The organism is Paenarthrobacter sp. NCHU4564 (assembly GCF_052156435.1).
GTDB lineage: Bacteria > Actinomycetota > Actinomycetes > Actinomycetales > Micrococcaceae > Arthrobacter.
This window is the reverse complement of the sequence record NZ_JBQLIS010000009.1, coordinates 141067-164440: the sequence shown is the minus strand read 5'-3', so window position 1 is coordinate 164440 and position 23374 is coordinate 141067. Positions and strand designations below refer to the sequence as shown.

The window sequence follows — 23374 nt, the reverse complement described above, 5'->3', positions numbered from 1 at the left end:
CCATGCTCCGCGACAGCACCCTCTACCAACCAAAACACCCATCAACAGCTTGACGAAAAACATAGGGGCACTCTCACCTAAACACCGGTTTCCGGGGATGCTCTCTCACCTAAACACCGATTTCTGCGGATGCTCTCTCACCTCACCTCCCCGTCCCGCGCCGCCGCACCCATTTCCGCCTCACGCGTCCGGTGTTAGGGGTGCACGCGGCGGAAAAGGGCGCGGCCCGAAGTCGTCTGGGGTGCACGCGGCGGAAAAGGGCGCGGCCCGAAGTCGTCTGGGGTGCACGCGGCGGAAAAGGGCGCGGCCCGAGAATTGCGTCGGTGGCGTCGTCGAACCTTTACCTTTGGTTGGCTTTCACCCGCTGTCTCACTCATTCCCGCCCCACAAAGCAGAGCACGATGGACAGCAGTACGGAAACCGCCACTATGCGCCTTCGGCATCAACCTTGAAGGCAGAATCACTTACACGCCACCACCCGAATCCACCGTTAGACGGACACTGATGGGATGTGAGAGAGGAGCCGCCAAGGGCTTAAAGGACCGGGAGCTCCCAATCGACTGGTTCGGCGCCTTGTTCTTTCAGCAGTTGATTGACCCTGCTGAAGGGCTTGGAGCCGAAAAATCCCCGCGAAGCAGACAACGGACTGGGGTGCGCGGACGCCACAATGGGCGCACCGTTCAACAACGGCCCGACACCCTCGGCGTCCTTCCCCCAGAGGACGGCCACCAGGGGGCTCCGGCGGCCCGCTGTGTCGGTGCGGTTGGCGACTGCGGTGACTGCCGCCGTCGTAATGGCCTCCCAGCCCTTGCCGCGATGCGAGCCTGCGCTGCCGGCGGCGACGCTGAGGACACGGTTCAGCAGCAGCACGCCTTGCTCGCTCCAGGCGGTGAGGTCGCCGTGGATCCGGGGCGGCAGGCCGAGGTCGTCGTGGAGTTCGCGGTAGATGTTGGCGAGGCTGCGGGGGATGGGCCTCGTCTGGCGCGACACCGAGAAGGAAAGCCCGACGGCGTGACCTGGCGTCGGGTACGGGTCCTGGCCCAGAATCAAAACCTTGACGTCCGCCAAAGGGGTGCGGAAGGCCCGAAGGAGGTTGCTGGCGGCCGGAAGGACCTGGACCCCGCCGGCTGCCTGCCCTGCAACGAACGCCAGCGCGCTGCGGAGCTCCTGTTCCACGGGGCGCAGGGCGTCGGCCCAATCGGCAGCCACCAGGCTTTCCAGCGGCAGGTCCGGCAGGGCATCGAAACCCGGCCCGGAGGTGCCTGCAGGTTCAAGGTCGAAGAGTGCATGCTCGCCAGTCATCCAGCCATTGTCCATCGCTGTGCCCGGGGGCTGTGAATGACACCGTTGTTATTCACCCGTAACATGGGGGTGAGACATTTTCGCCAACCAGCGTCCAAGGAGTGTGCCATGGCAGAACCAGCACAGGAACCAATGGCGCAGCAGACCACCGGTTTTGCTCTTGATGACCTATCGGTGGGCGTCCGCAGCGATTCGCCCCTCAGTGAGCGGGACCAGCAGATGCTGGCCTTGGAGCGCCAGTGGTGGAAGTACGCCGGGGCCAAGGAACAAGCGGTCAGGGAGCTGTTCGACCTGTCCGCCACCCATTACTACCAGATCCTTAATGCGCTGATCGATACCGAGGAAGCGCTGGCCCACGATCCCATGCTGGTCAAGAGACTGCGTAGACTACGTACGTCCCGCCAACGCGCGCGGACAGCGCGCCGCTTGGGGTCCGACGCGTAAACCGCCAGGCTGACCGTCAGCAGCAACCAGCAAGGACAACGCTTCACCATGACCAAATTTGCCAAGGATGAATTCGACCGGGTTCCGCAAAACAGCACCCGGCAAGGCGTGCACCGCGATGCCCAGGAAACGTCCCGCCCTTCGCTCTGGCCGATCCTGACCGTCGGCGCCGTGGCCTTGGTGCTCGGCCTGGTTGCGTTCCTCATCCTTCCGCGCCTGGGACTGGTGGCACCCGGCGCTTCGTCCAGCGTTTCGACGCCGGCACCCCAGGAAACTTCTGCCGTACCTTCCGCTTCGCCGACTGAGTCTGGCAGTGCTTCCGTGGCTTCCGGAGAACCCACGCCCAACGAAACACCGTCCGACACTCCCTCCGCGACCCCGTCCGGTGCGCCTCTGGACAAGACCACGGCCGTTGCTGTGTACAACGGCACCTCCACGGCCGGCCTTGCCGGCCGCGTGGCCGGTTTGGTGCAAGGTGACGGTTGGGCACTTGGCACGGTGGGCAACTGGGGCGGCATTCCGCAGCAGGCATCAGTGATCTTCTACAACGCTCCCGGGCAAAAGGCCAATGCTGACGCGTTGGCCACGCTCCTGGGAATCACCAACGTGGTGGAGTCCCCGGACGTCCAGCAGCCCCTGGTGGTTGTTGTAGGCCCGGGCTACCAGTAGCACTTGCTGCCCATCGTTCCGGTTAAGCCTCAATAACAAAACAGCAGCCCCCGGCCCGCAGCGCAGCGCCACGACAGTGACTGTGGTTACAGTGGATTGATTCCGGTCCGGAGATCCCGGCCACCGGTCTTGGCTACTGTGAAAGTGTGGGCATCATGGCTTTGGGAACCGTGAAATGGTTCAACGCCGAAAAAGGGTACGGCTTCATCACTGTTGATGATTCCGGGGACGACGTCTTTGTACATTGGTCCGCTATCCAGATGGAAGGCTACCGGGCCCTCGAGGAAGGCCAGCGGGTGGAGTTCGAGCTCGGAGAAGGACAAAAGGGCCCCCAAGCAGAAAGTGTCCGCGTCGCCTGACAGTACCGCGCCTCCGCTCTTGGCTGAATACACGGAATTTTGTGGCTCTGGGTGGCGCCCCTGCTTGCACTCTCCACGGTCGAGTGCTAATTATTGATTTAGCACTCCTTGGTGCTGACTGCTAACGGTGTACCGGCTTCGGCCGGCGCTCCCTGCAGTTGGTGCGGGGGAGGACCAAGAAACACCTTGGTGGGATGAGGTCCGGCGCGCGGGGCATACAGAGGCCGTAAGCAAAGGACCGTCCGTCGCGGGCATCCCATCCGACAGGTACCTTCTTAACGACTGTCCCGAAAGGACTACCGCCGTTATGGCCAAGATCATTGCATTTGATGAAGAGGCACGCCGCGGCCTCGAGCGGGGTCTGAACACCCTTGCTGACGCCGTCAAGGTTACCCTCGGCCCGCGTGGACGCAACGTCGTCCTCGAAAAGAAGTGGGGCGCCCCCACGATCACCAACGATGGCGTTTCCATCGCCAAGGAGATCGAGCTGGACGATCCTTACGAGAAGATCGGTGCGGAACTGGTCAAGGAAGTTGCCAAGAAGACGGACGACGTCGCTGGCGACGGTACCACCACCGCAACCGTCCTCGCCCAGGCACTGGTCAAGGAAGGCCTGCGCAACGTTGCAGCCGGCGCTGACCCGCTGTCCCTCAAGCGCGGCATCGAGAAGGCGGTTGACGCCGTCATCAGCGAACTCCTGGCCTCCGCCAAGGAAATCGAGACCAAGGAAGAGATCGCAGCCACGGCTTCCATCTCCGCCGGCGATCCGGAAATCGGCAGCCTGATCGCCGAAGCCCTGGACAAGGTGGGCAAGGAAGGCGTCATCACGGTCGAGGAATCCAACACCTTCGGGCTGGAACTCGAGCTCACCGAAGGCATGCGCTTCGACAAGGGCTACATCTCCGCTTACTTCGTCACCGATGCAGAGCGCCAGGAAACGGTCCTCGAAGACCCGTACATCCTGATCGTCAACTCCAAGATCTCCAACGTGAAGGAACTCGTTGCAGTCCTGGAGAAGGTCATGCAGTCCAACAAGCCGCTGCTGATCATCGCCGAAGACATCGAGGGCGAGGCTCTTGCCACCCTGATCGTCAACAAGATCCGTGGCACCTTCAAGTCCGTGGCCGTCAAGGCTCCGGGCTTCGGTGACCGCCGCAAGGCCCAGCTCGCCGACATCGCCATCCTCACCGGCGGCCAGGTCATCTCCGAAGAAGTTGGCCTCAAGCTGGAGAATGCCGGTCTGGAACTCCTCGGTACCGCCCGCAAGGTTGTTGTCACCAAGGATGAGACCACCATTGTTGAGGGTGCGGGCGACGCCGACCAGATCGCGGGCCGTGTTGCCCAGATCCGCGCCGAGATCGAGAACTCCGATTCCGACTACGACCGCGAGAAGCTGCAGGAGCGCCTGGCCAAGCTGGCCGGTGGCGTTGCAGTCATCAAGGCCGGTGCCGCAACCGAAGTTGAGCTCAAGGAACGCAAGCACCGCATTGAGGACGCAGTCCGCAACGCGAAGGCTGCAGTCGAGGAAGGCATTGTTGCCGGTGGTGGCGTTGCCCTCATCCAGGCCGGTGCCAAGGCATTCGCCAACCTGAGCCTCGAAAACGACGAAGCTACCGGTGCCAACATCGTCAAGGTTGCCATCGACGCTCCGCTCAAGCAGATCGCTTTCAACGCCGGCCTCGAGCCGGGCGTTGTTGCTGACAAGGTTCGTGGACTGCCTTCCGGCCACGGCCTGAACGCGGCAACGGGTGCCTACGAGGACCTGCTGGCCGCAGGCGTCAACGACCCCGTCAAGGTGACCCGCTCTGCACTCCAGAACGCTGCTTCCATCGCTGGTCTCTTCCTGACCACCGAGGCTGTTGTTGCTGACAAGCCTGAGAAGAACGCTCCGGCTCCGGGCGGCGACGAGATGGCAGGCATGGGCGGCTTCTAAGCCTCCTGTACTGCAGCGTCACGCTTAGCACGTACGACGGCGGTCCTCACCTTCGGGTGGGGGCCGCCGTTCTGCGTCCCATCCAAGTAGCAGTAGATGCCGTTTTGAGGGCCCAAAACGGCATCTACTGCTACGTAGTTGGGTGCTGGCGCGGTTTCAGTGTCTGTGGGGTCTGGCAGGATTAAACGCATGACGATTATTGCTGCCGCCGACGGTTCCGCCCTCGGCAACCCTGGGCCGGCCGGATGGGCCTGGTATGTTGACGATTCCTGTTGGCGCGCAGGGGGTTGGCCGCACGGCACCAACAACATGGGTGAGCTCATGGCAGTCCTCGACCTGTTCCGGTCGACGGCCCATATTCCACAGGAGGACCTGCGGATCCTGTGTGACAGTCAGTACGTCATCAACTGCATCACCAAATGGATGCCTGGATGGAAGCGCAAAGGCTGGCGAAAGGCCGATGGCAAGCCTGTACTTAACGTGGACCTGCTTAAGGACATCGACCAAGCCATCGCAGGGCGCAAGTACACCTTCGAGTGGGTGAAGGGCCACGCAGGCCATGAACTCAACGAAGCCGCGGATGAGCGTGCCCGGGCTGTTGCTACGGCCTACCAGCAGGGCACCGCTGCCCCCAGCGGCCCGGGTTTCAGTGGTTCATTCCCGAAGACCGGCAATCCAGCTCTTACTGAGGCCGCCGGGAAGGCATCCAAGATCGCCCCCGGCGCGGCAGAGGCGGTGTCCAGCGGCGCACAGGTGCCCCTGGCAGCAAGTGCCGCCACGGGTACCGTCACGGAATCCCGCCCCGCGTCCGCCGCCCAGCCGCACCCTGAGCCTGCACTGTTCGGCGAGTCAGGATTCTTTGGCCAGCCGGACCTGTTCAGTGAGCTGGAGGATGAAGCGGCCGCCCGGGAGCTTCCCGCGGAGGAACTGGTGGTGGCACTGGAACGCGAGTTGCTTAGGCCGGATGTCCGCGCCGACATTGGACGCATAGGGGTCCTGCTGCATCCTGATTTTGCGGAGATCGGCAGCTCAGGACGCTTCTGGACCCGGGACGCGATGATGGTTGCCCTCGAGGAAGACCCGGGCGAACCTGTGGATTTGGAGCTGATCAGTGCAGACAGGCTCAGCGAGGACAGCATCCTGCTCAACTACAGAAGTTCCGGCCATTCCGGTGCTACCCCGACCGGCTCCTCGTTGCGCAGTTCCCTCTGGCTCCTGGACCGTGGCCAGTGGCGGCTGCGGTTCCATCAGGGAACCCCGGAAAGCTGAGTCCTGTCAGGTTGTCCTGAGGGCAGACCTGCGGGACCGGCCGCACAGGGGGAAGACGGCCGGCCCCGCAGGAGTTCATGGCTTGCAGCTGGTGCTAATACGCAAACCGCTGGGTATTGCCCTGTTCAACCTCGAGGTAGCTCGCGGCCGCTGAGGCCAGGGCCATATTGATGGACGCGAGCGAGGCCTCCACTTTGCTTTGCGTGAGGGACCACTCCAGGACGAGCGCCTGGAAATTCGCAGCTGCCGAACCCTTCCACGTTGCCTGGAGTTCCTCCAACCCGTGCCTCATGGATTGTACGTCCGCGCTGATGCGATCCACGGTGGCCTTGACGTTGGACGACTTGAGCTGGAGCAGCTCTGTGTCTACGGAGATAACGCTCATGGGCAGTGCCTTTCGACGAAGATGGTCCGCTGATGCGGAAGGAATGCGTGGGCCACATCAACGAGCCTAGGCACCGCTCCATAGCGGCAGAACCAGCTTTCGCCGCTATGTGGATAACAGCTCTGCCGGCTCTTCCCGGAAGGGGAGGCTGACCACCAGGGTGGCACCGCCGCCGTCGGTCTCTGTGACCCGTACGGTCCCGCCGTGGCTGCCCACGATGGCAGCCACGATCGCCAGGCCAAGCCCGCTTCCGCCGGTATCCCGTGTGCGGGAGGTATCGGCGCGGTAGAAGCGCTCAAAGATCTTGCTGGTTTCCGAATCAGGGATGCCGGCACCGTGATCGCGGATCTCGATCACGGATGCGGCGCCGTCCTGGGTGGTCCGCACCCCGACGGCAAGTTCGATGGGGCTGTCCTCCGGCGTGTAGCGCAGGGCGTTGCCCACCAGGTTTCCGATGACTTGGCGGAGCTTGGCTTCGTCGCCATGGACCGGTGCCGGTGCCGGGGATGAGCCGTCAAGGCCCACCAGCGTGATGGTCCGGGCGCCCGAGGTTGCCCGGGTGTCCACTACGGCATCGTGGGCTAATAGCTGCAGGTCCACCGGTTTGAGCTGCAAGGGCCTCTGTTCGTCCAGCCGGGCCAGCAACAGCAGGTCCTCCACCATGGAACCCATGCGCTTGGCTTCACTCTCGATGCGTCCCATCGCGGTTGAGATGTCCTCGGGGGTGGCCAGGGCGCCATGCCTGTACAGCTCGGAGAATCCCCGGATGGTCACCAGTGGAGTCCGGAGTTCGTGGGATGCATCGGCGGCAAAGCGCCGCATGCGCGCCTCGGAAGCTGCGCGTGCTGCGAAGGACGCCTCAATGTGGGCCAGCATGGCATTCAGGGAGCCGCCCAGGCGTCCGACTTCAGTGTTTGGATTATCGATTTCCACACGCCGGGACAGATCGCCGGCAGCAATGGCGGCAGCGGTCTTTTCCACCCGCGCCAAGGGCCGGAACGATCTGGCCACAGTCCAGGTGGCAATGAAGAAGGCTGCCACCAAAGTAAGGAGCCCCACGCCGACCACCACGAGGACGGCGTGTTCCATGACTTTGTCCACGGGCGTCAGCGGCAGGCCGATGATGACAACGCCGTTCTGGCCGTTGGCAACGACGCCCACTGCCACCACGCGCCAGTTGCTTCCGGTAGTACCGGCGACCTGGAACGGGGTGTTGCCGCGGGCCTTCGCTTCGGCGGGAGTGATAGTGGCGATCGCGGGGCGGTCGTTGGACCTTCCACCGAACGGGTAGGGATCCAGCCCGGGCACGTAGAGCGTGAGCGAGTAATCGGTGGGAACGGCGGGATTGGGCTCGGAGAGTTTGTCGAACGACTGCTGGTCCTGTGCCAGCGCCACTGCGGCCTTCAGTTTGTCGTCAACCTGGCCCTGCAGATAGCTCTTGACGAGCGTCAGGGTACCGGCTCCCGTTGCCGCCAGGGCGAGCAGGAGCAATCCCATGATGATGGCGACGAGTTGGGACCTCAGCGACGCCGATTTCCAGCGTTGCAGCAAGGTCAGCGCTTCTCTGCCGTCCGCAGCACGTAACCAACGCCACGCTTGGTCTGGATGAGGGCTGCGGCGTCTGGGTCAATGTCCACTTTGCGGCGCAGGTAGGAGATGTAGGACTCCACGATCGAGGCGTCGCCGTTGAAGTCGTATTCCCATACGTGATCCAGGATCTGTGCCTTGGACAGCACCCGGTTGGGGTTCAGCATGAGGTACCGCAGGAGTTTGAACTCGGTGGGCGAAAGCTCGATCACCGTTCCGCCCCTGCGGACCTCGTGGGCGTCGTCGTCCAGTTCAAGGTCGTCGACGCGGATGACGGCGTCGTCGTCTTCCAGTGGCTGGGTACGGCGGAGCACCGCGCGGATGCGGGCCACTACTTCATCCAGGCTGAACGGCTTGGTGACGTAGTCGTCGCCGCCGACGGTGAGGCCGGTGACTTTGTCTTCGGTGTCGTCCTTGGCCGTCAGGAAGAGGACGGGGAAGTGCTTCCCCGCTGCCCGGAGCCGGCGCGTGACCGTGAAGCCGTCCATGTCGGGAAGCATCACGTCCAGGACAGCGAGGTCGGGGGAGTGGGTGTCTGCTGCGGTCAGAGCTTCGCGGCCGTTGGACGCAGCCACGACCTCGAAGCCTGCGAACCGCAGGGAGGTGGAGAGAAGCTCGCGGATGTTGGGTTCGTCATCCACGACAAGGAGCTTGGCTTCGGGGCCGTTCTTTTTCATGACACCCATGATGCTCCCAGTTTCTGTGAGTTATCTGGATGCTGTATGTGAGGCAACTGCGTGGTCGCCTGCCGGACGCCCTAACCGCCCAAAGCCAATCCGGCGCCAAGCGCAACCATGGTCACGGCGATGCCGCCGTCAAGGAACCGCCACGACCGCGGTTTGGCGAAGAATCCCCGCAGGAACCTGGCACCGAAGCCCAGCGAACAGAACCATAGGATGCTTCCGACCATGGCCCCTGCGCCGAACCACCATTGCAGCGGGCTGCCCTGCGCGTTCGCGAGCGAACCGAGCAGTGCAATGTCCAGGTACACGTGCGGGTTGAGCCACGTCAGCGCGAGGATCGTCCCGAGGGCCGCAGCAAGTCCGCAACGCGCTGACCCCGTGGCGGGTTTCCCGTCCTGTGCGGGGCCGCCTTCAGCGGTGAGGGCCTGCGGCCGCAATGCCCTCCGGGCCGCCATGAGGCCGTAGGTCACCAGGAACGCCGCGCCTACATAACGCAAAACCACGACGGCGGCAGGCGCTGCCGTTATCAGCGCACCTGTGCCGAAGACTCCGGCGGCGATAAGGACGGCATCGGACAGTGCGCAGGCTGCCACGATGGCTCCGACGTGTTGACCAAGGATCCCCTGGCGAAGGACGAAGGCGTTTTGTGCGCCAATGGCGACGATGAGGGCGAGACCTGTGGCAAGGCCGAGGCCTGCTGCATGAAGGAGTTCCGGAGCTATCACGTTGTCAACGCTAGGCAGCACCTGCCCATTAGGCCAGCTAAAGAAACTTCAGCAACATAAGATATTCTTGTGCCACACTTTCCATCGGAACAGCTCCTTACGTTCGCCACCGTGATTGCGGAAGGCACTTTGGATGCCGCTGCCCGGCAGCTCCACGTCACGCCCTCGGCAGTCTCCCAGCGGCTCAAGGCCCTGGAACAGTCGGCGGGGCGGGTCCTGCTCCAGCGCAGCAACCCTGCCCGGCCCACGGAAGCGGGCGAGGTTGTGCTGCGGCTTGCCCACCACGTGGCGCAGTTGGAAGCCGATGCCGGAGCAGAACTGGGACTGGCCTCCGACGGTCCCCAACCCGCCCTGCCGATCGTGGTCAACGCAGATTCCCTCGCCGTATGGTTCCTCCAGGCCCTGGCCGAGGTACCCGAAGACCTTGGGGTGACCTTCGACCTCCACCGGGACGACGAACAGCACTCCACGGCGTTGTTGCGCTCGGGAACCGTCATGGCAGCTGTCACTGCGACGGCGGACCCCGTGCAGGGCTGCCGTGTGGAAAGCCTCGGTGTGATGCGTTACCGGGCTGTGGCGGCTCCCCGCTACATCCAGCGCTGGCTCCCTGGCTTTCCCGGCGGCCTGGACGGTGCCGTCCTCAACACAGTCCCGGCGGTGGACTTTGACCGCAAGGACACCTACCAGTGGGCCTTCGTATCTTCGTGGCCCACGGCACCCGGTGCAGGACGGATGGAGCGCCGGGGCCCGCGCCACTACGTGCCGGCTTCGCAGGACTTCGGTGATGCCATCCGGCTGGGCCTGGGCTGGGGACTCATTCCGGAGGTCCAATGCCGGCAGGACATCGACCATGGCCGGTTGATCGAGCTTGCCCCTGAACGTCCGTTTGATGTACCGCTTTACTGGCAGCGATGGAAGACGAAATCAGTGATGCTTGATGTGCTGAGCCAGACTGTCCGGAAGGTGTCCGGCCGGTATCTTCGCAAGGCCTGAAGGGGCCAGGCGGGTAAATCCCGCCAAATTTTGAACACGCCCACGGATGCTTAAAAAAATGTCAGTGCCCCCGTCCACACTGAAGACATGGCACAGCAAACAGTTCCCAGCAACAAAGCATCAAAGAACGCACCGACCACACCGGCTGGTTCGGAAGCCTACGAGTACCACGTGTGCTATTTCGACTGCCACTCCCGCCTCACGCGGGTGGAGGAGTTCGCAGACAAGGCCTCCGCCGAACGCTTCGCCAACCTCCAGCTCCATGACGATGAGTGCTGGGCAGTGGTTGAGGAAGTAGCCGTCCAGGGGCACCTTCGCCTGGTCGCCTGACGGCCGTCGCCTGACGGCCGCCTGCGCGCTGATCGGTGACCAGCCCAAGATGCGGTTGCCGCAGCGATCGGCTGCCTACTCGGGGCGGTTGTTCGCGTGCCCACCGTGCACGAACGGCGACGACACTCCCTCGTACTTGAGCAGCATCATCATGCCTTCTGCGGCGTGCTCCAGGTTGTGGCAGTGGTCCATCCAGATGCCGGGATTGTTGGCCTCCAGGAGTAGTTCCCAAACCTCGCCGGGCTGGACATCCACAGTGTCCAGATGAAGCGCCGAACCGGTGGGAGCTTGGCCATTCCTGCTGAGGACGCGCACGTGGTGGCCATGGGGGTGCATGGGATGGGGTTCGGCGGTCCTGTTGACCACCGTGACCTTGACGGTGTCGCCCATGGCCACTTCCATGGCAGGCACCAGGGGATAGGCAGCACCGTTGACAGTGAAGGCGTACCGCGGCACGCCGTCCACGAACCGGAACTGACGGTCCAGCACCACGACTTCCTCCCGGGTGATATCCGGAATGGTCTTGGCGTCCGCCGCAGGGACTCCGTAATGGAGTAGGTCCAGCACGGGAGTCGTGGAAAACACTGAGGCCGGAATCGCCTCAGCCGGCTGCCCCGCGGCCGGCTGACCGGGAGAACTGCCGGCCGGCTCCCCGGGAGGACTGCCGGCCGGCTCCCCGGGAGAACTGCCGGCCGGCTCCCCGGGAGAACTGCCGGCCGGATCCCCGGGAGGACTGCCGGCGGGAGGCCCCGGTGAAACGACGACGGCGGCGCTGGCCGCAGAGTCCGAACGGATGGTCACCGCGGCAGCGGGCATCGTGAAGTCGATGTCGATCCTGCCACCGGCGCCGATACGCAGGAGCTTGCCTGAGACGTCTGGTGGCTGGTTCACGGCAGTACCATCCACCGCCGAAACCTTGAACGCAGTGCCCTCCACCAGGTATCGCTGCGGCAGGGAGTCGGTGTTGATGAGGCGGACCCGGACGGTGGAGCCCGGCACCGCCCCATGTTCGCTGGTACGGTCTGAGGAGCCCAGCATCCCCAGACCGTCGAGGTCGTGTCCGGCCACCACTATGTCCTTGTCTGCGCGCGGCAAGGTCGGGTCGTGCACGACGAACGTGCCATAGAGCCCTTTGCGGACTCCCTCGGCTGAATCCTGGTGCGTGTGATACCAGTACGTACCCGGTTGTGCGGCCACGAAACGGTATGTCATCGATTTTCCCGGAGCCACAGCGTCCTGCGTTGCCCCGGCTACGCCGTCCATGGCATTGGGAACGTCGTAGCCGTGCCAGTGGAGCGTCACTCCGGCAGCGACGTCGCGGTTCTTGAGTTCGACTTCCATGACGTCGCCGAGGTCTGCTTCCAGGGCAGGGCCCGGCAGGCTTCCGAAGGTCCACGCTTCGGTAGATTGCCCGGATGGCAAGGTGACTGTTTCCGTCCGGGCGGTGACCTCGTAACGGCGGACCACGGCGTCACTGGGCGCGTTGCCCAGGAGGGCAGTCACCGGCGTGGGGCCAACGACGGTTGGTGCCGTCCCGCCGTCGTGATGTCCCACGGCTGCCGCGATCACGGCGCCATCGGCCGAGCGGCTGCCAAGCCACGCGAAGACACCGGACCCCAGGAGGGTGCAGGCCATCAGTCCTGCCAGGGCTGCAGCGGGCTTGGGGCGGCCACGCCGCCCAAATCCACCCCACCCCTGTCCACGCCGCGCCCCAACAGGTCGCCGAACGGATGGGTTGGCCGCAAGGCCCGTGTTCTTCTTCCGGGATGTGCCACTGAAGAGGGCAAGCCGCACCAGCAGAACCACCCCTGCGGTCAGCAGCAGCAGTACGACCACCGTCCATGGAGCCGGGAACGGGCCCAGCACCAGGATCACAGCCAGGGAAGCCAGGGCAGAAGCGGCCGCCGCTGTCAGCGAGAGGACTGCTGCTTCCTTTCCCGGGGTGCCGTCGATGGCAGGTGGGGCGGCGCCTTCGTGAGAGTCCGAGCCGGTGTTCCGTCTCCTCAGCAAGTACGGAACACCGGCCATCGCGGCCCAAGCCGCGGGAAGGGCGGTCAGGGGCAGGCTGACGGTGATGCGCTCGTTCGCAAACCACCAGCCGCCCGCCGCCAAGGCGGGAAGCAGGGCATACCGGGCCGTCGTGGCAATCACGGCGGCGGCAGTCAGCAGCAGGGCAATGTCCACCGGCCGGTTCGCCGCCGTCGGCGCGGCCCCCACTGCCGGCCGGGCCCGCACTGCCGGCCCGGCCGTCACCGGCCCGGCCGGCACCGGCCGGTTCCCCACCGTCGGCCCATCGTCCGCCGCAAGGGGCAGGCGGGGGCGTCGTGGTGAGGTGGCAGAGACCGTCTGCCAAGCAGCGGCTGTCCAGGTGGCGGCAGCCGCGACCGCCAGCACCAGGTCAGCTGCCAGCAACTGCGCGGTGTTCACTGCCGCGCAGGTCAGGAAGCAGCGGACGATGCCGAAGCATCAGGTGACTTGGTCCTCGGCGGCAGTGGTTGCGGGTTGAGCGCAGCGGCTCGTGCCCGGTTGAACAGCCAGTAGGACATGAAGATGATCAGCAATCCGGAGACTGGGTGGATTGCTGCCACCCAGGAGCCTGACGGCGTAATGAAATCTTCGGAGGAACCGGTGAGCATTCCGCCGATGATGAAGATGAACAACTGGAACCAGGTCAGCAGGAAGATCCCGGCAGCAAGCCAGATGGTCCTGGAACCCAGCCGGGCGATCGCGGCAACGATGACCGCCAGCAGGGCCGTATAGCGCAGCACATACTGGCCGTTCACCACGTGGTAGACCCCGGCTTCACGCTGGGCTTCGATGGTGTTTTGGAAGTGGAAGTATCCGGCAAACAACAATTGGGCAAGTGATGACAACAAGATGATGGCCGCAAGGACCAAGAGGGTCTTACGCATGGGGAATCCTCTGGCAATGACTTCACAGATTCTTCAAGGCCTTGAATCGCCGGCACCCTGGCTGCGGGCTACCCCCACTGCCGACGACTGGCCGCCGGGCTGCCTGGACCAGGGGCAGCCCATTCGGGCGGAGAGCTACATTCCGAATCGTAAAGTTGCTGGAGATTGTTGGCAAGGGGAAGCGGGTTATTCATCCGTTCCTGTATCGCGCCCGGTCCCTACGTCGTTGCCGATGTCCTTGGCATCCATGATCCGGTAGGCGTAGCCCTGTTCGGCCAGGAAGCGCTGGCGTTTCGCGGCAAATTCCTGGTCCAGGGTGTCACGGGCCACCAAGGAGTAGAACCGCGCGGCACGGCCGTCCTTCTTGGGACGCAGGAGCCGGCCAAGTCTCTGGGCTTCTTCCTGGCGGGATCCGAACGAACCGGATACCTGGATGGCGACCGAGGCCTCGGGAAGGTCGATCGAGAAGTTGGCCACCTTGGAAACCACCAGGGTCTGGATCTCTCCGGCACGGAAAGCATCGAAGAGTTTCTGCCGCGCTTTGACGCTGGTCTCGCCCTTGATCAGCGGTGCGTCCAGCCGTTCGGCGATCTCGTCCAACTGGTCGATGTACTGCCCGATCACCAGCAGCTGTTCCCCGCGGTGGGCTTCCACGATCCGTTCCACCAGGCCGGTCTTGGTTTCGGACGTGGCGCAGAGCCGGTATTTGTCCGCATCATCGGCCATCGCGTAGGCAACGCGTTCATCCCGGGGGAGGTCCACCCGCACTTCCACGCAGTCGGCAGGGGCGATGTAACCCTGGGATTCGATGTCCTTCCACGGTGCGTCGTAGCGTTTGGGGCCGATCAGGCTGAATACCTCGCCTTCCCGCCCGTCCTCGCGGACAAGCGTCGCGGTGAGGCCCAGCCTGCGCCGGGCCTGCAGATCCGCTGTCATGCGGAAGATGGGGGCGGGGAGTAAATGGACTTCGTCATAGATGATCAGGCCCCAGTCGTGGCCGTCCACCAGTTCCAGGTGGGGGTAAAGGCCGCCACGCTTGGTAGTGAGTACCTGGTACGTGGCGATGGTAACGGGCCGGACTTCCTTGACAGCCCCTGAGTATTCGCCGATCTCGTCCTCCGTGAGGGACGTGCGCTTGAGGAGTTCATCCTTCCATTGGCGCGCCGACACGGTGTTGGTTACCAGGATGAGCGTGGTAGTGGAGGACGTCGCCATGGCTGCGGCGCCCACCAGTGTCTTGCCCGCCCCGCAGGGAAGGACGACGACGCCGCTGCCGCCGGCCCAGAAGTTTTCCGTGGCCACCTTCTGGTAGGGCCGCAGCTGCCAACCGGACTCGTCCAGCATGATCAGGTGCGGCTGCCCGTCCACGTAGCCGGCCAGGTCCTCGGCGGGCCAACCGAGCTTTAACAGCAGCTGCTTCAACTGGCCGCGCTGGGAGGAGTGCACCACCACGGTTTCGCCGTCGATACGGGGTCCCAGCAGCGGCGCGATCTTTTTGGCCCGGATCACTTCCTCCAGCACCGGGTAGTCATCCGTGCGCATCACCAACCCATGCTGGGGGTCCTTTTCCAGGCGCAGCCGGCCATAGCGGGACATGGTCTCTTCGATGTCGATGAGCAAAGCATGCGGAACCGGGAACCGTGAATACTTCAGCAGGGTGTCCAGGACCTGCTCGGCATCGATGCCTGCCGCCCGCGCGTTCCATAGGCCCAGGGGCGTGAGCCGGTAGCTGTGCATGTGTTCGGGCGCGCGTTCGAGCTCCGCGAAGGCCGCAATGGCGTGCCGCGCCTCGGTGGCAAGCTCATGGTCGACTTCCAGCAGGATGGTTTTGTCGCTCTGTACGATCAGCGGACCGTCGGTCACTCTTGGTTCCTCACTATCCCGGCATCCCGGGAGCGCTGTTAGGTGTGCAGGTCTCCTGCGGGTTCAACATCAATGATCCGGTGGATGGACAGTACCCGCTCGGTGTCCTTGCCCGGGTCGAAGACCCTGACGCGCCCACCGGAGACGGAAACAGGAACAACTGTCTCCGTGTTGGCATTCCCCAAGCTGTCCACCACGTTCATGGTGACGGCCTGTTTGAGTCGGATCGCCTTCCGCAGGGTCTCCAGGCCCAGTTGGGTGGACGCTTCGCCCGTTCCGTCGGCCGGGACCCCGCCATGTTGCCGCAGGACCGACAACTGCGCTTCGACGTCGTCATCCGGCGGAGCCGTCCGCGGAGCAGTGTAGACCGGGCGGCCGCTGCCTGGCACCGCGGTAGTCCGCTTGAAGCGCACGACGGCGGGTTCGGCCTCCTGCACGGCAGGTGACAGTCCCAGCTCGCGGAGGACGCGGGCAGTTTCGCGGGGGCTGGCCGAGGATGTCAGCACGGTCGGGGCAATGCGCACCAGGCTGAGGACTGACGTCCGGGCCTCAAGCAGGAGTTCGGCGATCGCGGACTCGTCATCGCTCTGGATGAAACTGGCGCTGCTGCCGATCCGCAGCCGGCCGTGGCGTGAGGCAGTGTCCTGAACGAGGTACGCCAGCGGCTGGGGCACCTCGGTGGCCGAGTGCTCGCGAAGGAACGTCAACAGCGATTCGGCGTCCTGGCCGGCGTCGAGCGCCCTGCGGATGGATCCGGCAGAGAAACGGTAGATGGATGCCGGACCCTGCCCTTCAGCGTCAGCCATCAGCAGCAGGGTTTCACTGAGCTCGGGCGCGAGGTAGCCCGGCGCCACTGCGGTGAGGTCCGCTTGCAGCAGGATGTGGTTCACGGCAGCGGGGAGGTGCTCGCCGAGGATCGCAAGGGCTTCCTCGGGCTGGCCGTTGGCGATTGCCGACCCGGGCTGGGTGAAGGCCCCTGACCCCATCAGGCCCAGCAGCGTCGCTTCCTCGAGAATGCCGCGCACCAGCGAACTGAAACGCCGTGACATCCTCGGCTGCGCCCACTCGGCCCGTTGAAGAACTGCCCGGGCGTCCAGAACGGGTGCCTTCCCGTCGGGGGCCGCCGCTTCCACCGTGAGTTCGTTGAGGATCTCCAGTACCCTGCGGCGGACCACCGGCGCGTCCGGCCGTTGGGCCTCAGCGGACAGGGCATTGATGGTGGTGGCGGCCGACCCCTGGTGTCCTCCCGAGCCCCCGATTGGCTGGCCGACCATGGACGGGGCGCGCTCGCTGGCCAGCCAGGCGTTCACGAGCCACAGCCACTGCTCCTGGCGGGACAGCGCCAGCCATTCGAGCGATGGCGGCTGCACCCACGTGGAGCTGTCCACATCCAGCCGTAACAGGCCGGCCAGGGCACAGAATTCCAGCAGGATGGCGCTCTCGTGAACCCCGCAGCGGATGGATTCGGCGAGCCTGCGCAGTTCCCGCACCCCCACACCGCCGCTGCGCAGCGTGGCCAAGGGCTGTTCCCGGACGGCAAACAGGATCTCGCCGGTCAACCGCAAGGTCTCGGCAATCGCGCCGAGCGCAGCGTTCCGCCGCAGGGCCGCACTGGTGTGCCCGAGCTCGGGGACCGGTGGAGTCAAGGTGAAGTCGTTCACGATCGCGCCGCCCCGGAGGGCAAGCCCCACGCTGTGGGGCAACTCAACGTGGCCGGCATCCAACGGGACCAGCAGACCGCGGGCCAGCAGCCAGTCAACGGGTCCGACGTCGGCACTTTCGTGGGTCACGGAGGCCCGCCGTTGCGCTTGGGGAACCGCGCCCATGGCCCAGCTGCCGAACTTTTCCAGGAGGCCGGCCGTCCGCTCCGGAGCTGTGGACAGGATGGCGTGCACGCTTTCAGGCGTCGATGTCCACCGCTGCAGGGAAAGGGCCGCATCCATAGGCGTGCTGGCCGGCTGGATCCCCAGGCCGTGCTGGTGGAGTTCGCCCACCAACTGGACCGCCCGCTGTGCAAAGGCCGGTTGGAGCCGGACCAGTTCGGTATAACTGCGGCCCAAACCGGCCGGGTAGATACCGATCACGTCCTTCAGGCTGCCGACAGGAAGGTAGAAACGCTGGCGCGGGTTGCCGTTCGATCCGGCGGGCGGGTCGGCCCGGTGAACCAGGGCTAGTTCCTGCAGCTTCAGCAGGATGGGTTCGAGCGCCGAGAGCGTGGACCCGGCGATGACTTTCTTCAGCCCGGCTGCCGGGACGCTGTGCCCCGTGTCGGTGTTGGTGCACAGGTGCAGCGCCTCGAGGACCTGCATCTCGGGTTTGGTGAGCCGCTCCAGGGCGCGCTGGACGCTGACCCGGGCGCTGGCCCGGGCAGCCAGGGCGGCGAAATCAGGTGCCATGGGGGTGATGAGGTCCGGCCGCGCGGCAAACAGAGCCCGCAGCGAATTGTCGCTGCGCGCTTCCAGTTCCTTGCTGAGCGCGCGAATGAGGGACATCAATCCAACGTTACCGCCATGGGGCCGGTCCTGCCTGTCCTGTGGCTACTGGTCGCAGCCGCCCGGCACGGGACTGGTTACGAACTGTCCGGCCCGTGTCCGGCAGACAGCGGAACTTAGTGGCGGCGGCGCTGGCGGACGGCGTCCACCAGGATCACTGCTGCCAGCATGAACGCAACCGGAAGGCCGTACAGGGCCGTTGACATGATCCAGGCGGGAGCCTGCCCGCCGCTTGATGCAATGGCCATCACGGCTCCGACAGCGGCCAGGGAAAGCACTGCCACCACGGCGGCAATGATCGTCAAAGGGCGGCGGTAACCCGGGGAAGTCATACCCCAACGCTAGCAGCAGCGGCCACTTCACACGCCCCGTCAGCGCAGCATCCCGCGCCTACTGTGACGCCGGCATGACGGTGGCCCGGCCGGGACAGGCGGCGTTCGGGCACGGGGAAGCGGGAATAGGGGGCCAGGCAGGATAACCTTGAAGGAACAGACCAACACGGACCGAGCCGTCACTCCTGATCCCGCAGAACCCTGTGGATGCGGTGGTGGCTGGGCGTGTCTCCGCATTGCAAGAACGAAGAAGGTTGATTAGGTGCCCACCGGCAAGGTCAAGTGGTATGACAAGGAAAAAGGCTTCGGATTCCTCGCGGCCGAAGACGGCCAGGAAGTTTTCCTGCCCAAGACGTCCCTGCCCGCAGGCGTCACCGAGCTGAAAGCCGGTACGCGTGTGGAGTTCGGCGTGGCTGACGGACGCCGCGGCGCGCAGGCCCTAGGCCTGCGTGTCCTGGACAAGACTCCTTCCATTGCCAAGGCAAAGCGCATGAACGCCAAGGATCTGGCACCCCTGGTACAGGATCTTGTGACGGTCCTGGACAACCTGTCCGGTACGTTGTCCTCCGGCAAGTACCCCGAAGGCAACAAGGCAAAGGCCATCGGCATGGCATTGCGCAAGGTTGCCGACGAGCTGGAAGCCTAGGAACGCCATGACATCGGAATCCGCGCAGGACACGACGTCCGGAGAGGACGTCCAGGCCACCGCCGTGGACGCCGCTGCCGACGGCCAGGCTCCTGGGACCGTGACGGCTCCCGGAAACGGGGCAGCCGCCGGGCGGAGGCCGGCCGCGGCCAAGCCGCGCGCAGGCGTACCGGTGTGGCGCACAGGCAAGCCGGACGCCTTCCTGGCTGCCGCCGTCGGGGTTGCCCGGGAGGCAGTGCAGACCATCGCAAAGCCGGCTGAGATCGGTGAGCATCTGGGAGCAAAGTCCGAAGGTGAACGCGTGGTGACCCACCTCTTCGAATCCAGGCTTCCCGGTTATGGGGGTTGGCAGTGGTTCGCAGTGGTGACCCGCAATTCGCGTTCCAAGGTTGTCACCGTCAGCGAACTCGGTCTCCTGCCCTCCGACGACTCCATCCTGGCGCCGGAGTGGGTGCCCTGGGCCAAACGGGTCCGGCCCGAAGATGAAACACCGCTGGTGGAGGAGACCACCGACGAAATCTCCGAGGAGTCCGTCCAGGCAGCCGAGGACGAGGCGGTCCAGGCTGAGTCGGACGAAGACGACGACGACGAGTCCGACGAGCCGGACACGGCATTTGAGGACGTTGAAGCCGCGCCGCAAGGCCAGCAAAACTGACGCTCAGCAAACCTGACGCCCATAAACACAAAAGCGGCGCTGGCCGGGAGATCCTGGCCAGCGCCGCTTTTGTGTGCTCTTACTTCTTCAGTTCCCCGACCACGTAGTCGATGCTCGCCAGCAGGGCGGAAACGTCGTCCGGCTCGATCGCAACAAAGGTGGCAATCCGGAGTTGGTTGCGGCCAAGCTTGCGGTAAGGCTCGGTGTCGACGATTCCGTTGGCGCGCAGCACCTTGGCGATGGCAGCGGCATCGATCGAATCGTCGAAGTCGATGGTTGCAATGACGTTTGAGCGTTCCTCGGCGTTGGCGACGAACGGCGTGGCGTATTCGGAGGCTTCGGCCCAGGAGTACACGCGGCTGGCGGAATCGGCCGTGCGCTTGCTGGCAAAGTCCAGGCCGCCGTTGCTGTTGAGCCACTGGACCTGCGCGTCCAAGGTGACCAAGGTGGTCAGGGACGGAGTGTTGTACGTCTGGTTCAGCTTGGAGTTGTCGATGGCCGTCTGGAGATCCAGGAAGTCGGGAATCCAACGGCCGCCGGCCTTGATGCGGGCTGCCCGCTCCAGAGCAGCGGGGGAGAAAAGGCCCAGCCACAGGCCCCCATCCGAGGCAAAGTTCTTCTGGGGTGCGAAGTAGTAGACATCCGACTCCGCAACATCAACGTCGAGGCCGCCGGCAGCGGAGGTGGCATCCACCAGCACCAGTGAGCCCTCATCGGCGCCGTCCACGCGCTTGACCGTCGCGGCAACGCCCGTGGAGGTCTCGTTCTGTGGCCAGGCATAGACGTCCACGCCGGCCTCTGCCCTGGGCGCGGGACGCGTTCCGGGCTCGGACTTGATGATGGAGGACTCGTCCAGGAACGGGGCCTTGTTGGTGGCCGAAGCGAACTTGGAACCGAATTCGCCGAAGGAGAGGTGCTGGGCCTTCTTCTCCACCAGGCCGAACGCAGCAACATCCCAGAACGCAGTGGATCCGCCCACACCCAGGACAACCTCGTAGCCCTCGGGCGCGCGGAAGAACTGGCTGAGGCCCTCGCGGACCGAGCCCACAAGGTTCTTGACCGGAGCCTGGCGGTGGGAGGTGCCGAGGATGTTCTTCGCTGCAGCGGACAAGGCTTCTATTTGTTCCGGGCGGACCTTGGACGGTCCTGCACCGAAGCGGCCGTCCTTGGGCAGCAGGTCGGCGGGAATGGTGATGCTGTTGTCGCTCACGGTGGCTCCAATGTGTTTCGGTCAAAGATGGGGAGGTGGCAGGTGGCATCAGCTGCCCCTTCGACTCCCCAATTCTGCCTGACGGGGAGGGCGGGCACTAACCTCCGGCTGTCATAGTCCGCCACGTGGAACGGCGCCGGCTCCGAGGGCCCCGGTCGCAGAGTGAAATTATCAAGAGTAATTCCAAATAAGCTAGGCTAAGGTTTGGCGTTCCTGAGCCGGAGGTTGTGCACCGACGGACTTGCCCGGGACGCGGTACGGTGGAGATTACGCAAGAACTGCGTTCGAGGAGAGCTGAGCTGGATGACGGATCTGATCGATACCACTGAGATGTATCTTCGGACCATTTTGGAGCTTGAAGAGGAGAACATTGTTGCTCTTCGCGCACGCATCGCCGAACGCCTCCGCCACTCAGGCCCCACGGTTTCCCAGACCATTGGCCGCATGGAGCGCGACGGCCTGGTGGTTGTCTCCAATGACCGCCACCTGGAACTGACGGAGGTCGGCCGCAAGCGCGCCACCGAGGTCATGCGCAAGCACCGCCTGGCTGAACGCCTCCTTGCCGACGTGATCGGCCTGGACTGGGCCTACGTCCACGATGAAGCGTGCCGGTGGGAGCACGTCATGAGCGAGCGGGTGGAGCGCAGGCTCTACGAACTCCTGGAACACCCCACTGAATCTCCGTACGGCAACCCGATTCCCGGCCTGGAAGCACTGGGCGGGTTGGGTGGCCAGCCGCTGGAACGCGGTGATGTCAACCTCCTGCAGGCCATGGACGGATACGCTTCGGACTCCCGTGTCGTGGTGAGTCGCCTGGCCGAGCCCATCCAGGTGGAGCCCGAGCTCCTGACCCAGCTTGACGAGGGCGGCATCCGCCCGGGCGCTGCCGTCTCGCTCGAACGCGTGGGTGAATACATCTCGGTCCGCGTACCCGGTATCGAAGGCGCCTTGGAGCTGCCGCCGGAAGTCGCAGCGCACGTCTTCGTCGCCGTCAACTGAACTCATGCCCGGGGCACCGCCCGGCGCGTCCGGCGGGGTGGCGGATCTCACCTTTGGGATCAGCGCCAGCGTGTGACCTGCACTTTTCCGCAGGAAGTGGTATGGGCTCGCTCCGCCACGCCCCGTTTCTGTAGATAACGAATTTATTACTGCGGGCTTTAATCCCCTATAGTTATCTACTAGCGCTGATACCAAAGCGTTACCTGATCTGGAGCCGAACTCTGCCAGCAGATCAGGTGTGCCATCCACCACTGGCAGAGGCGGGGGAACCACAAGCGGCTGTCTAAAGAAGCAGCCTTGGGGTGAAGCCCGCAGCAGAAGTGCCTACTGACGCAAGTCCCTCCTGGGATACCTGTGTGCCGTGTGCGCTTTGTGCGGGCCGGGTCTGAACTCTCTGATCCGAATCCGACAGCTAACTTCGCAGGCTTTTCAGAGAGGAACAGAGTTTGACATCGCAGAACGCCAGGGGCCGCCGACGCGCGACCGGCCCCGCTACTGAGCTGCGGCCAGCCCGCGTCGTAACGGAGATCCGGCCCCGCGACACCCAGCGTCAGGTGCGCCGCCGTAAGAGCCCGTTGCGCCAGGTTGCCGACTTCGCCGCAGCCAGTGGCGTCGGGCAGAAAGCCGGTGTAGCGCTTGCCGCCACCGGCCTTGCCCTGACTGTCGGTCTGCCGGCCACCAGCCCGGTGATGGCCACCTCCGAGTCGGGCCAGACCGAGGCCGCGCTGACAGTCGCGGGCGGCAGCCAGCCCGAGGTTTCCGCGGAAGCGTCGGCCAAGATCGATTTCAGCCGCGCAGCCGTTGCTACTGCGGCGGATCCTGACGGAAAGCTCAAGCAGCTCCTGAGTGCACAGTCGGCCGAGAGCATCCAGCGTGCCTCATCCGTCGGCAGCCTGGGCAGCCCGCTGGACACGCTCAGCACGGCTTCTCCGTTCGGCTACCGCATCAGCCCGCTCACGGGCGGCGCCGGCGACTTCCACCGCGGGCAGGACTTTGTGGCCCAGTGCGGCACCGCTGTCCATGCGGCAGCAGCCGGCAAGGTCACGTTCGCCGGATGGCACGAGTACGGTGGAGGCAACCGCGTGGTGGTAGACCACGGCAACGGCCTCGAGACCACGTACAACCACTTGTCGTCGTTCAGCGTCAAGGTCGGCCAGACCGTCAGCCGCGGAGACACTGTTGCCCTGAGCGGAACCACCGGCGCCTCCACCGGCTGCCACCTCCACTTCGAGGTCCAGGTCAACGGCGAAGTCGTTGACCCCATGGGTTGGCTCTAAGCCACAGCCGATGGTCGTCTCTCGCATTTGTGACACGCCCCGTGATCTGAATGTGACATTGAAGCACTTCTGTTGTACCGTCTAAATCGCATCGGCTTCCAGGGAGCCGATGCACTTGGGTGGATTGCCTAGCTCTGCCACCATCCAGGGTCCGTTCGCAAAATTCGTCTGGCAGGGGCGGGGGAACCACTTCCGGCCTTTTTTGAAGGCCTAGGGGTTAAGTCGCAAAGCTTCCTTGAAGCGGAGCGGCCGGATGACTCCCATCCGAATCCGACAGCTCACCTCGCAGGCATTGGGAGAGGCTACCTT

General features: G+C 64.6%; 22 protein-coding genes and 2 riboswitches. Of the genes, 11 read left to right on the top strand and 11 right to left on the bottom strand.

Annotated elements, in window-relative coordinates; all coding sequences use genetic code 11:
- Nucleotides 1–534: 534 nt before the first annotated feature.
- The gene (locus ACSVIE_RS11745; RefSeq protein ID WP_442423930.1) at nt 535–1302 is read right to left on the bottom strand and encodes a uracil-DNA glycosylase; all 768 of its coding nucleotides are present in this window, start codon (nt 1300–1302) and stop codon (nt 535–537) included.
- Nucleotides 1303–1410: 108 nt separating this feature from the next.
- Here ACSVIE_RS11745 and ACSVIE_RS11740 point away from each other — a divergent pair, with 108 nt between their 5' ends.
- From ACSVIE_RS11740 to ACSVIE_RS11720, 5 genes are all read left to right on the top strand, one after another.
- Nucleotides 1411–1746 carry a DUF3263 domain-containing protein gene (locus ACSVIE_RS11740; RefSeq protein WP_426006156.1) on the top strand — a complete coding sequence of 112 codons (336 nt, stop codon included), beginning with the start codon at nt 1411–1413 and terminating at the stop codon, nt 1744–1746.
- Nucleotides 1747–1794: 48 nt separating this feature from the next.
- Complete coding sequence (locus tag ACSVIE_RS11735) at nt 1795–2415, top strand: LytR C-terminal domain-containing protein (protein ID WP_442423929.1); 621 nt, start codon at nt 1795–1797, stop codon at nt 2413–2415.
- Between the two features lie 155 nt (nt 2416–2570).
- The gene (locus tag ACSVIE_RS11730) at nt 2571–2774 is read left to right on the top strand and encodes a cold-shock protein (RefSeq protein ID WP_426006158.1); all 204 of its coding nucleotides are present in this window, start codon (nt 2571–2573) and stop codon (nt 2772–2774) included.
- 307 nt (nt 2775–3081) lie between these two features.
- Complete coding sequence (gene groL, locus ACSVIE_RS11725; RefSeq protein ID WP_426006159.1) at nt 3082–4707, top strand: chaperonin GroEL; 1626 nt, start codon at nt 3082–3084, stop codon at nt 4705–4707.
- A 189-nt stretch (nt 4708–4896) separates the two neighbouring features.
- Nucleotides 4897–5976: an RNase H family protein gene (locus tag ACSVIE_RS11720; RefSeq protein ID WP_442423928.1), complete on the top strand. Its 1080-nt coding sequence runs from the start codon at nt 4897–4899 to the stop codon at nt 5974–5976.
- Between the two features lie 94 nt (nt 5977–6070).
- Here ACSVIE_RS11720 and ACSVIE_RS11715 read toward each other — a convergent pair whose 3' ends face one another.
- From ACSVIE_RS11715 to ACSVIE_RS11700, 4 genes are all read right to left on the bottom strand, one after another.
- Nucleotides 6071–6361, bottom strand: a complete 291-nt coding sequence (locus ACSVIE_RS11715) for a WXG100 family type VII secretion target (RefSeq protein ID WP_426006161.1) — start codon at nt 6359–6361, stop codon at nt 6071–6073.
- 105 nt (nt 6362–6466) lie between these two features.
- Nucleotides 6467–7912: a sensor histidine kinase gene (locus tag ACSVIE_RS11710; protein WP_426006162.1), complete on the bottom strand. Its 1446-nt coding sequence runs from the start codon at nt 7910–7912 to the stop codon at nt 6467–6469.
- A 2-nt stretch (nt 7913–7914) separates the two neighbouring features.
- On the bottom strand, nt 7915–8625 hold the full coding sequence (locus tag ACSVIE_RS11705) for a response regulator transcription factor (RefSeq protein WP_426006163.1): 711 nt from the start codon (nt 8623–8625) through the stop codon (nt 7915–7917).
- Between the two features lie 80 nt (nt 8626–8705).
- Nucleotides 8706–9356: a LysE/ArgO family amino acid transporter gene (locus ACSVIE_RS11700; RefSeq protein ID WP_442423927.1), complete on the bottom strand. Its 651-nt coding sequence runs from the start codon at nt 9354–9356 to the stop codon at nt 8706–8708.
- A gap of 69 nt (nt 9357–9425) precedes the next feature.
- Between ACSVIE_RS11700 and ACSVIE_RS11695 the strand changes: the two genes are divergently transcribed.
- Together ACSVIE_RS11695 and ACSVIE_RS11690 are read left to right on the top strand one after the other, a co-directional pair.
- Nucleotides 9426–10349 carry a LysR family transcriptional regulator ArgP gene (locus ACSVIE_RS11695; RefSeq protein WP_442423926.1) on the top strand — a complete coding sequence of 308 codons (924 nt, stop codon included), beginning with the start codon at nt 9426–9428 and terminating at the stop codon, nt 10347–10349.
- Between the two features lie 87 nt (nt 10350–10436).
- Nucleotides 10437–10679 (top strand): hypothetical protein, encoded by a 243-nt coding sequence (locus ACSVIE_RS11690; protein WP_442423925.1) that lies wholly within the window; start codon nt 10437–10439, stop codon nt 10677–10679.
- A gap of 75 nt (nt 10680–10754) precedes the next feature.
- Here ACSVIE_RS11690 and ACSVIE_RS11685 read toward each other — a convergent pair whose 3' ends face one another.
- From ACSVIE_RS11685 to ACSVIE_RS11665, 5 genes are all read right to left on the bottom strand, one after another.
- Nucleotides 10755–13106, bottom strand: a complete 2352-nt coding sequence (locus ACSVIE_RS11685; RefSeq protein ID WP_442423924.1) for a multicopper oxidase domain-containing protein — start codon at nt 13104–13106, stop codon at nt 10755–10757.
- Between the two features lie 11 nt (nt 13107–13117).
- Nucleotides 13118–13591 (bottom strand): hypothetical protein, encoded by a 474-nt coding sequence (locus tag ACSVIE_RS11680; protein ID WP_442423923.1) that lies wholly within the window; start codon nt 13589–13591, stop codon nt 13118–13120.
- 186 nt (nt 13592–13777) lie between these two features.
- The gene (locus ACSVIE_RS11675; RefSeq protein WP_426006169.1) at nt 13778–15454 is read right to left on the bottom strand and encodes a DNA repair helicase XPB; all 1677 of its coding nucleotides are present in this window, start codon (nt 15452–15454) and stop codon (nt 13778–13780) included.
- 38 nt (nt 15455–15492) lie between these two features.
- Nucleotides 15493–17946 carry a helicase-associated domain-containing protein gene (locus ACSVIE_RS11670; RefSeq protein ID WP_442423922.1) on the bottom strand — a complete coding sequence of 818 codons (2454 nt, stop codon included), beginning with the start codon at nt 17944–17946 and terminating at the stop codon, nt 15493–15495.
- A gap of 116 nt (nt 17947–18062) precedes the next feature.
- Complete coding sequence (locus tag ACSVIE_RS11665; protein WP_442423921.1) at nt 18063–18278, bottom strand: hypothetical protein; 216 nt, start codon at nt 18276–18278, stop codon at nt 18063–18065.
- Between the two features lie 262 nt (nt 18279–18540).
- Here ACSVIE_RS11665 and ACSVIE_RS11660 point away from each other — a divergent pair, with 262 nt between their 5' ends.
- Nucleotides 18541–18924 carry a cold-shock protein gene (locus ACSVIE_RS11660; protein WP_216926040.1) on the top strand — a complete coding sequence of 128 codons (384 nt, stop codon included), beginning with the start codon at nt 18541–18543 and terminating at the stop codon, nt 18922–18924.
- A gap of 7 nt (nt 18925–18931) precedes the next feature.
- On the top strand, nt 18932–19579 hold the full coding sequence (locus ACSVIE_RS11655; protein WP_442423920.1) for a DUF3027 domain-containing protein: 648 nt from the start codon (nt 18932–18934) through the stop codon (nt 19577–19579).
- Nucleotides 19580–19658: 79 nt separating this feature from the next.
- On the opposite strand, the gene serC is transcribed toward ACSVIE_RS11655, so the two are convergent.
- The gene (gene serC, locus ACSVIE_RS11650; protein ID WP_426006173.1) at nt 19659–20789 is read right to left on the bottom strand and encodes a phosphoserine transaminase; all 1131 of its coding nucleotides are present in this window, start codon (nt 20787–20789) and stop codon (nt 19659–19661) included.
- Nucleotides 20790–21092: 303 nt separating this feature from the next.
- On the opposite strand from serC, the gene ACSVIE_RS11645 reads away from it, so the two are divergent.
- Nucleotides 21093–21788 carry a metal-dependent transcriptional regulator gene (locus tag ACSVIE_RS11645; RefSeq protein WP_426006174.1) on the top strand — a complete coding sequence of 232 codons (696 nt, stop codon included), beginning with the start codon at nt 21093–21095 and terminating at the stop codon, nt 21786–21788.
- 202 nt (nt 21789–21990) lie between these two features.
- Nucleotides 21991–22230, top strand: a riboswitch (cyclic di-AMP (ydaO/yuaA leader).
- A 4-nt stretch (nt 22231–22234) separates the two neighbouring features.
- The gene (locus ACSVIE_RS11640) at nt 22235–23065 is read left to right on the top strand and encodes a M23 family metallopeptidase (protein WP_426006175.1); all 831 of its coding nucleotides are present in this window, start codon (nt 22235–22237) and stop codon (nt 23063–23065) included.
- Between the two features lie 146 nt (nt 23066–23211).
- Nucleotides 23212–23371, top strand: a riboswitch (cyclic di-AMP (ydaO/yuaA leader).
- The last annotated feature ends 3 nt before the right edge of the window (nt 23372–23374 follow it).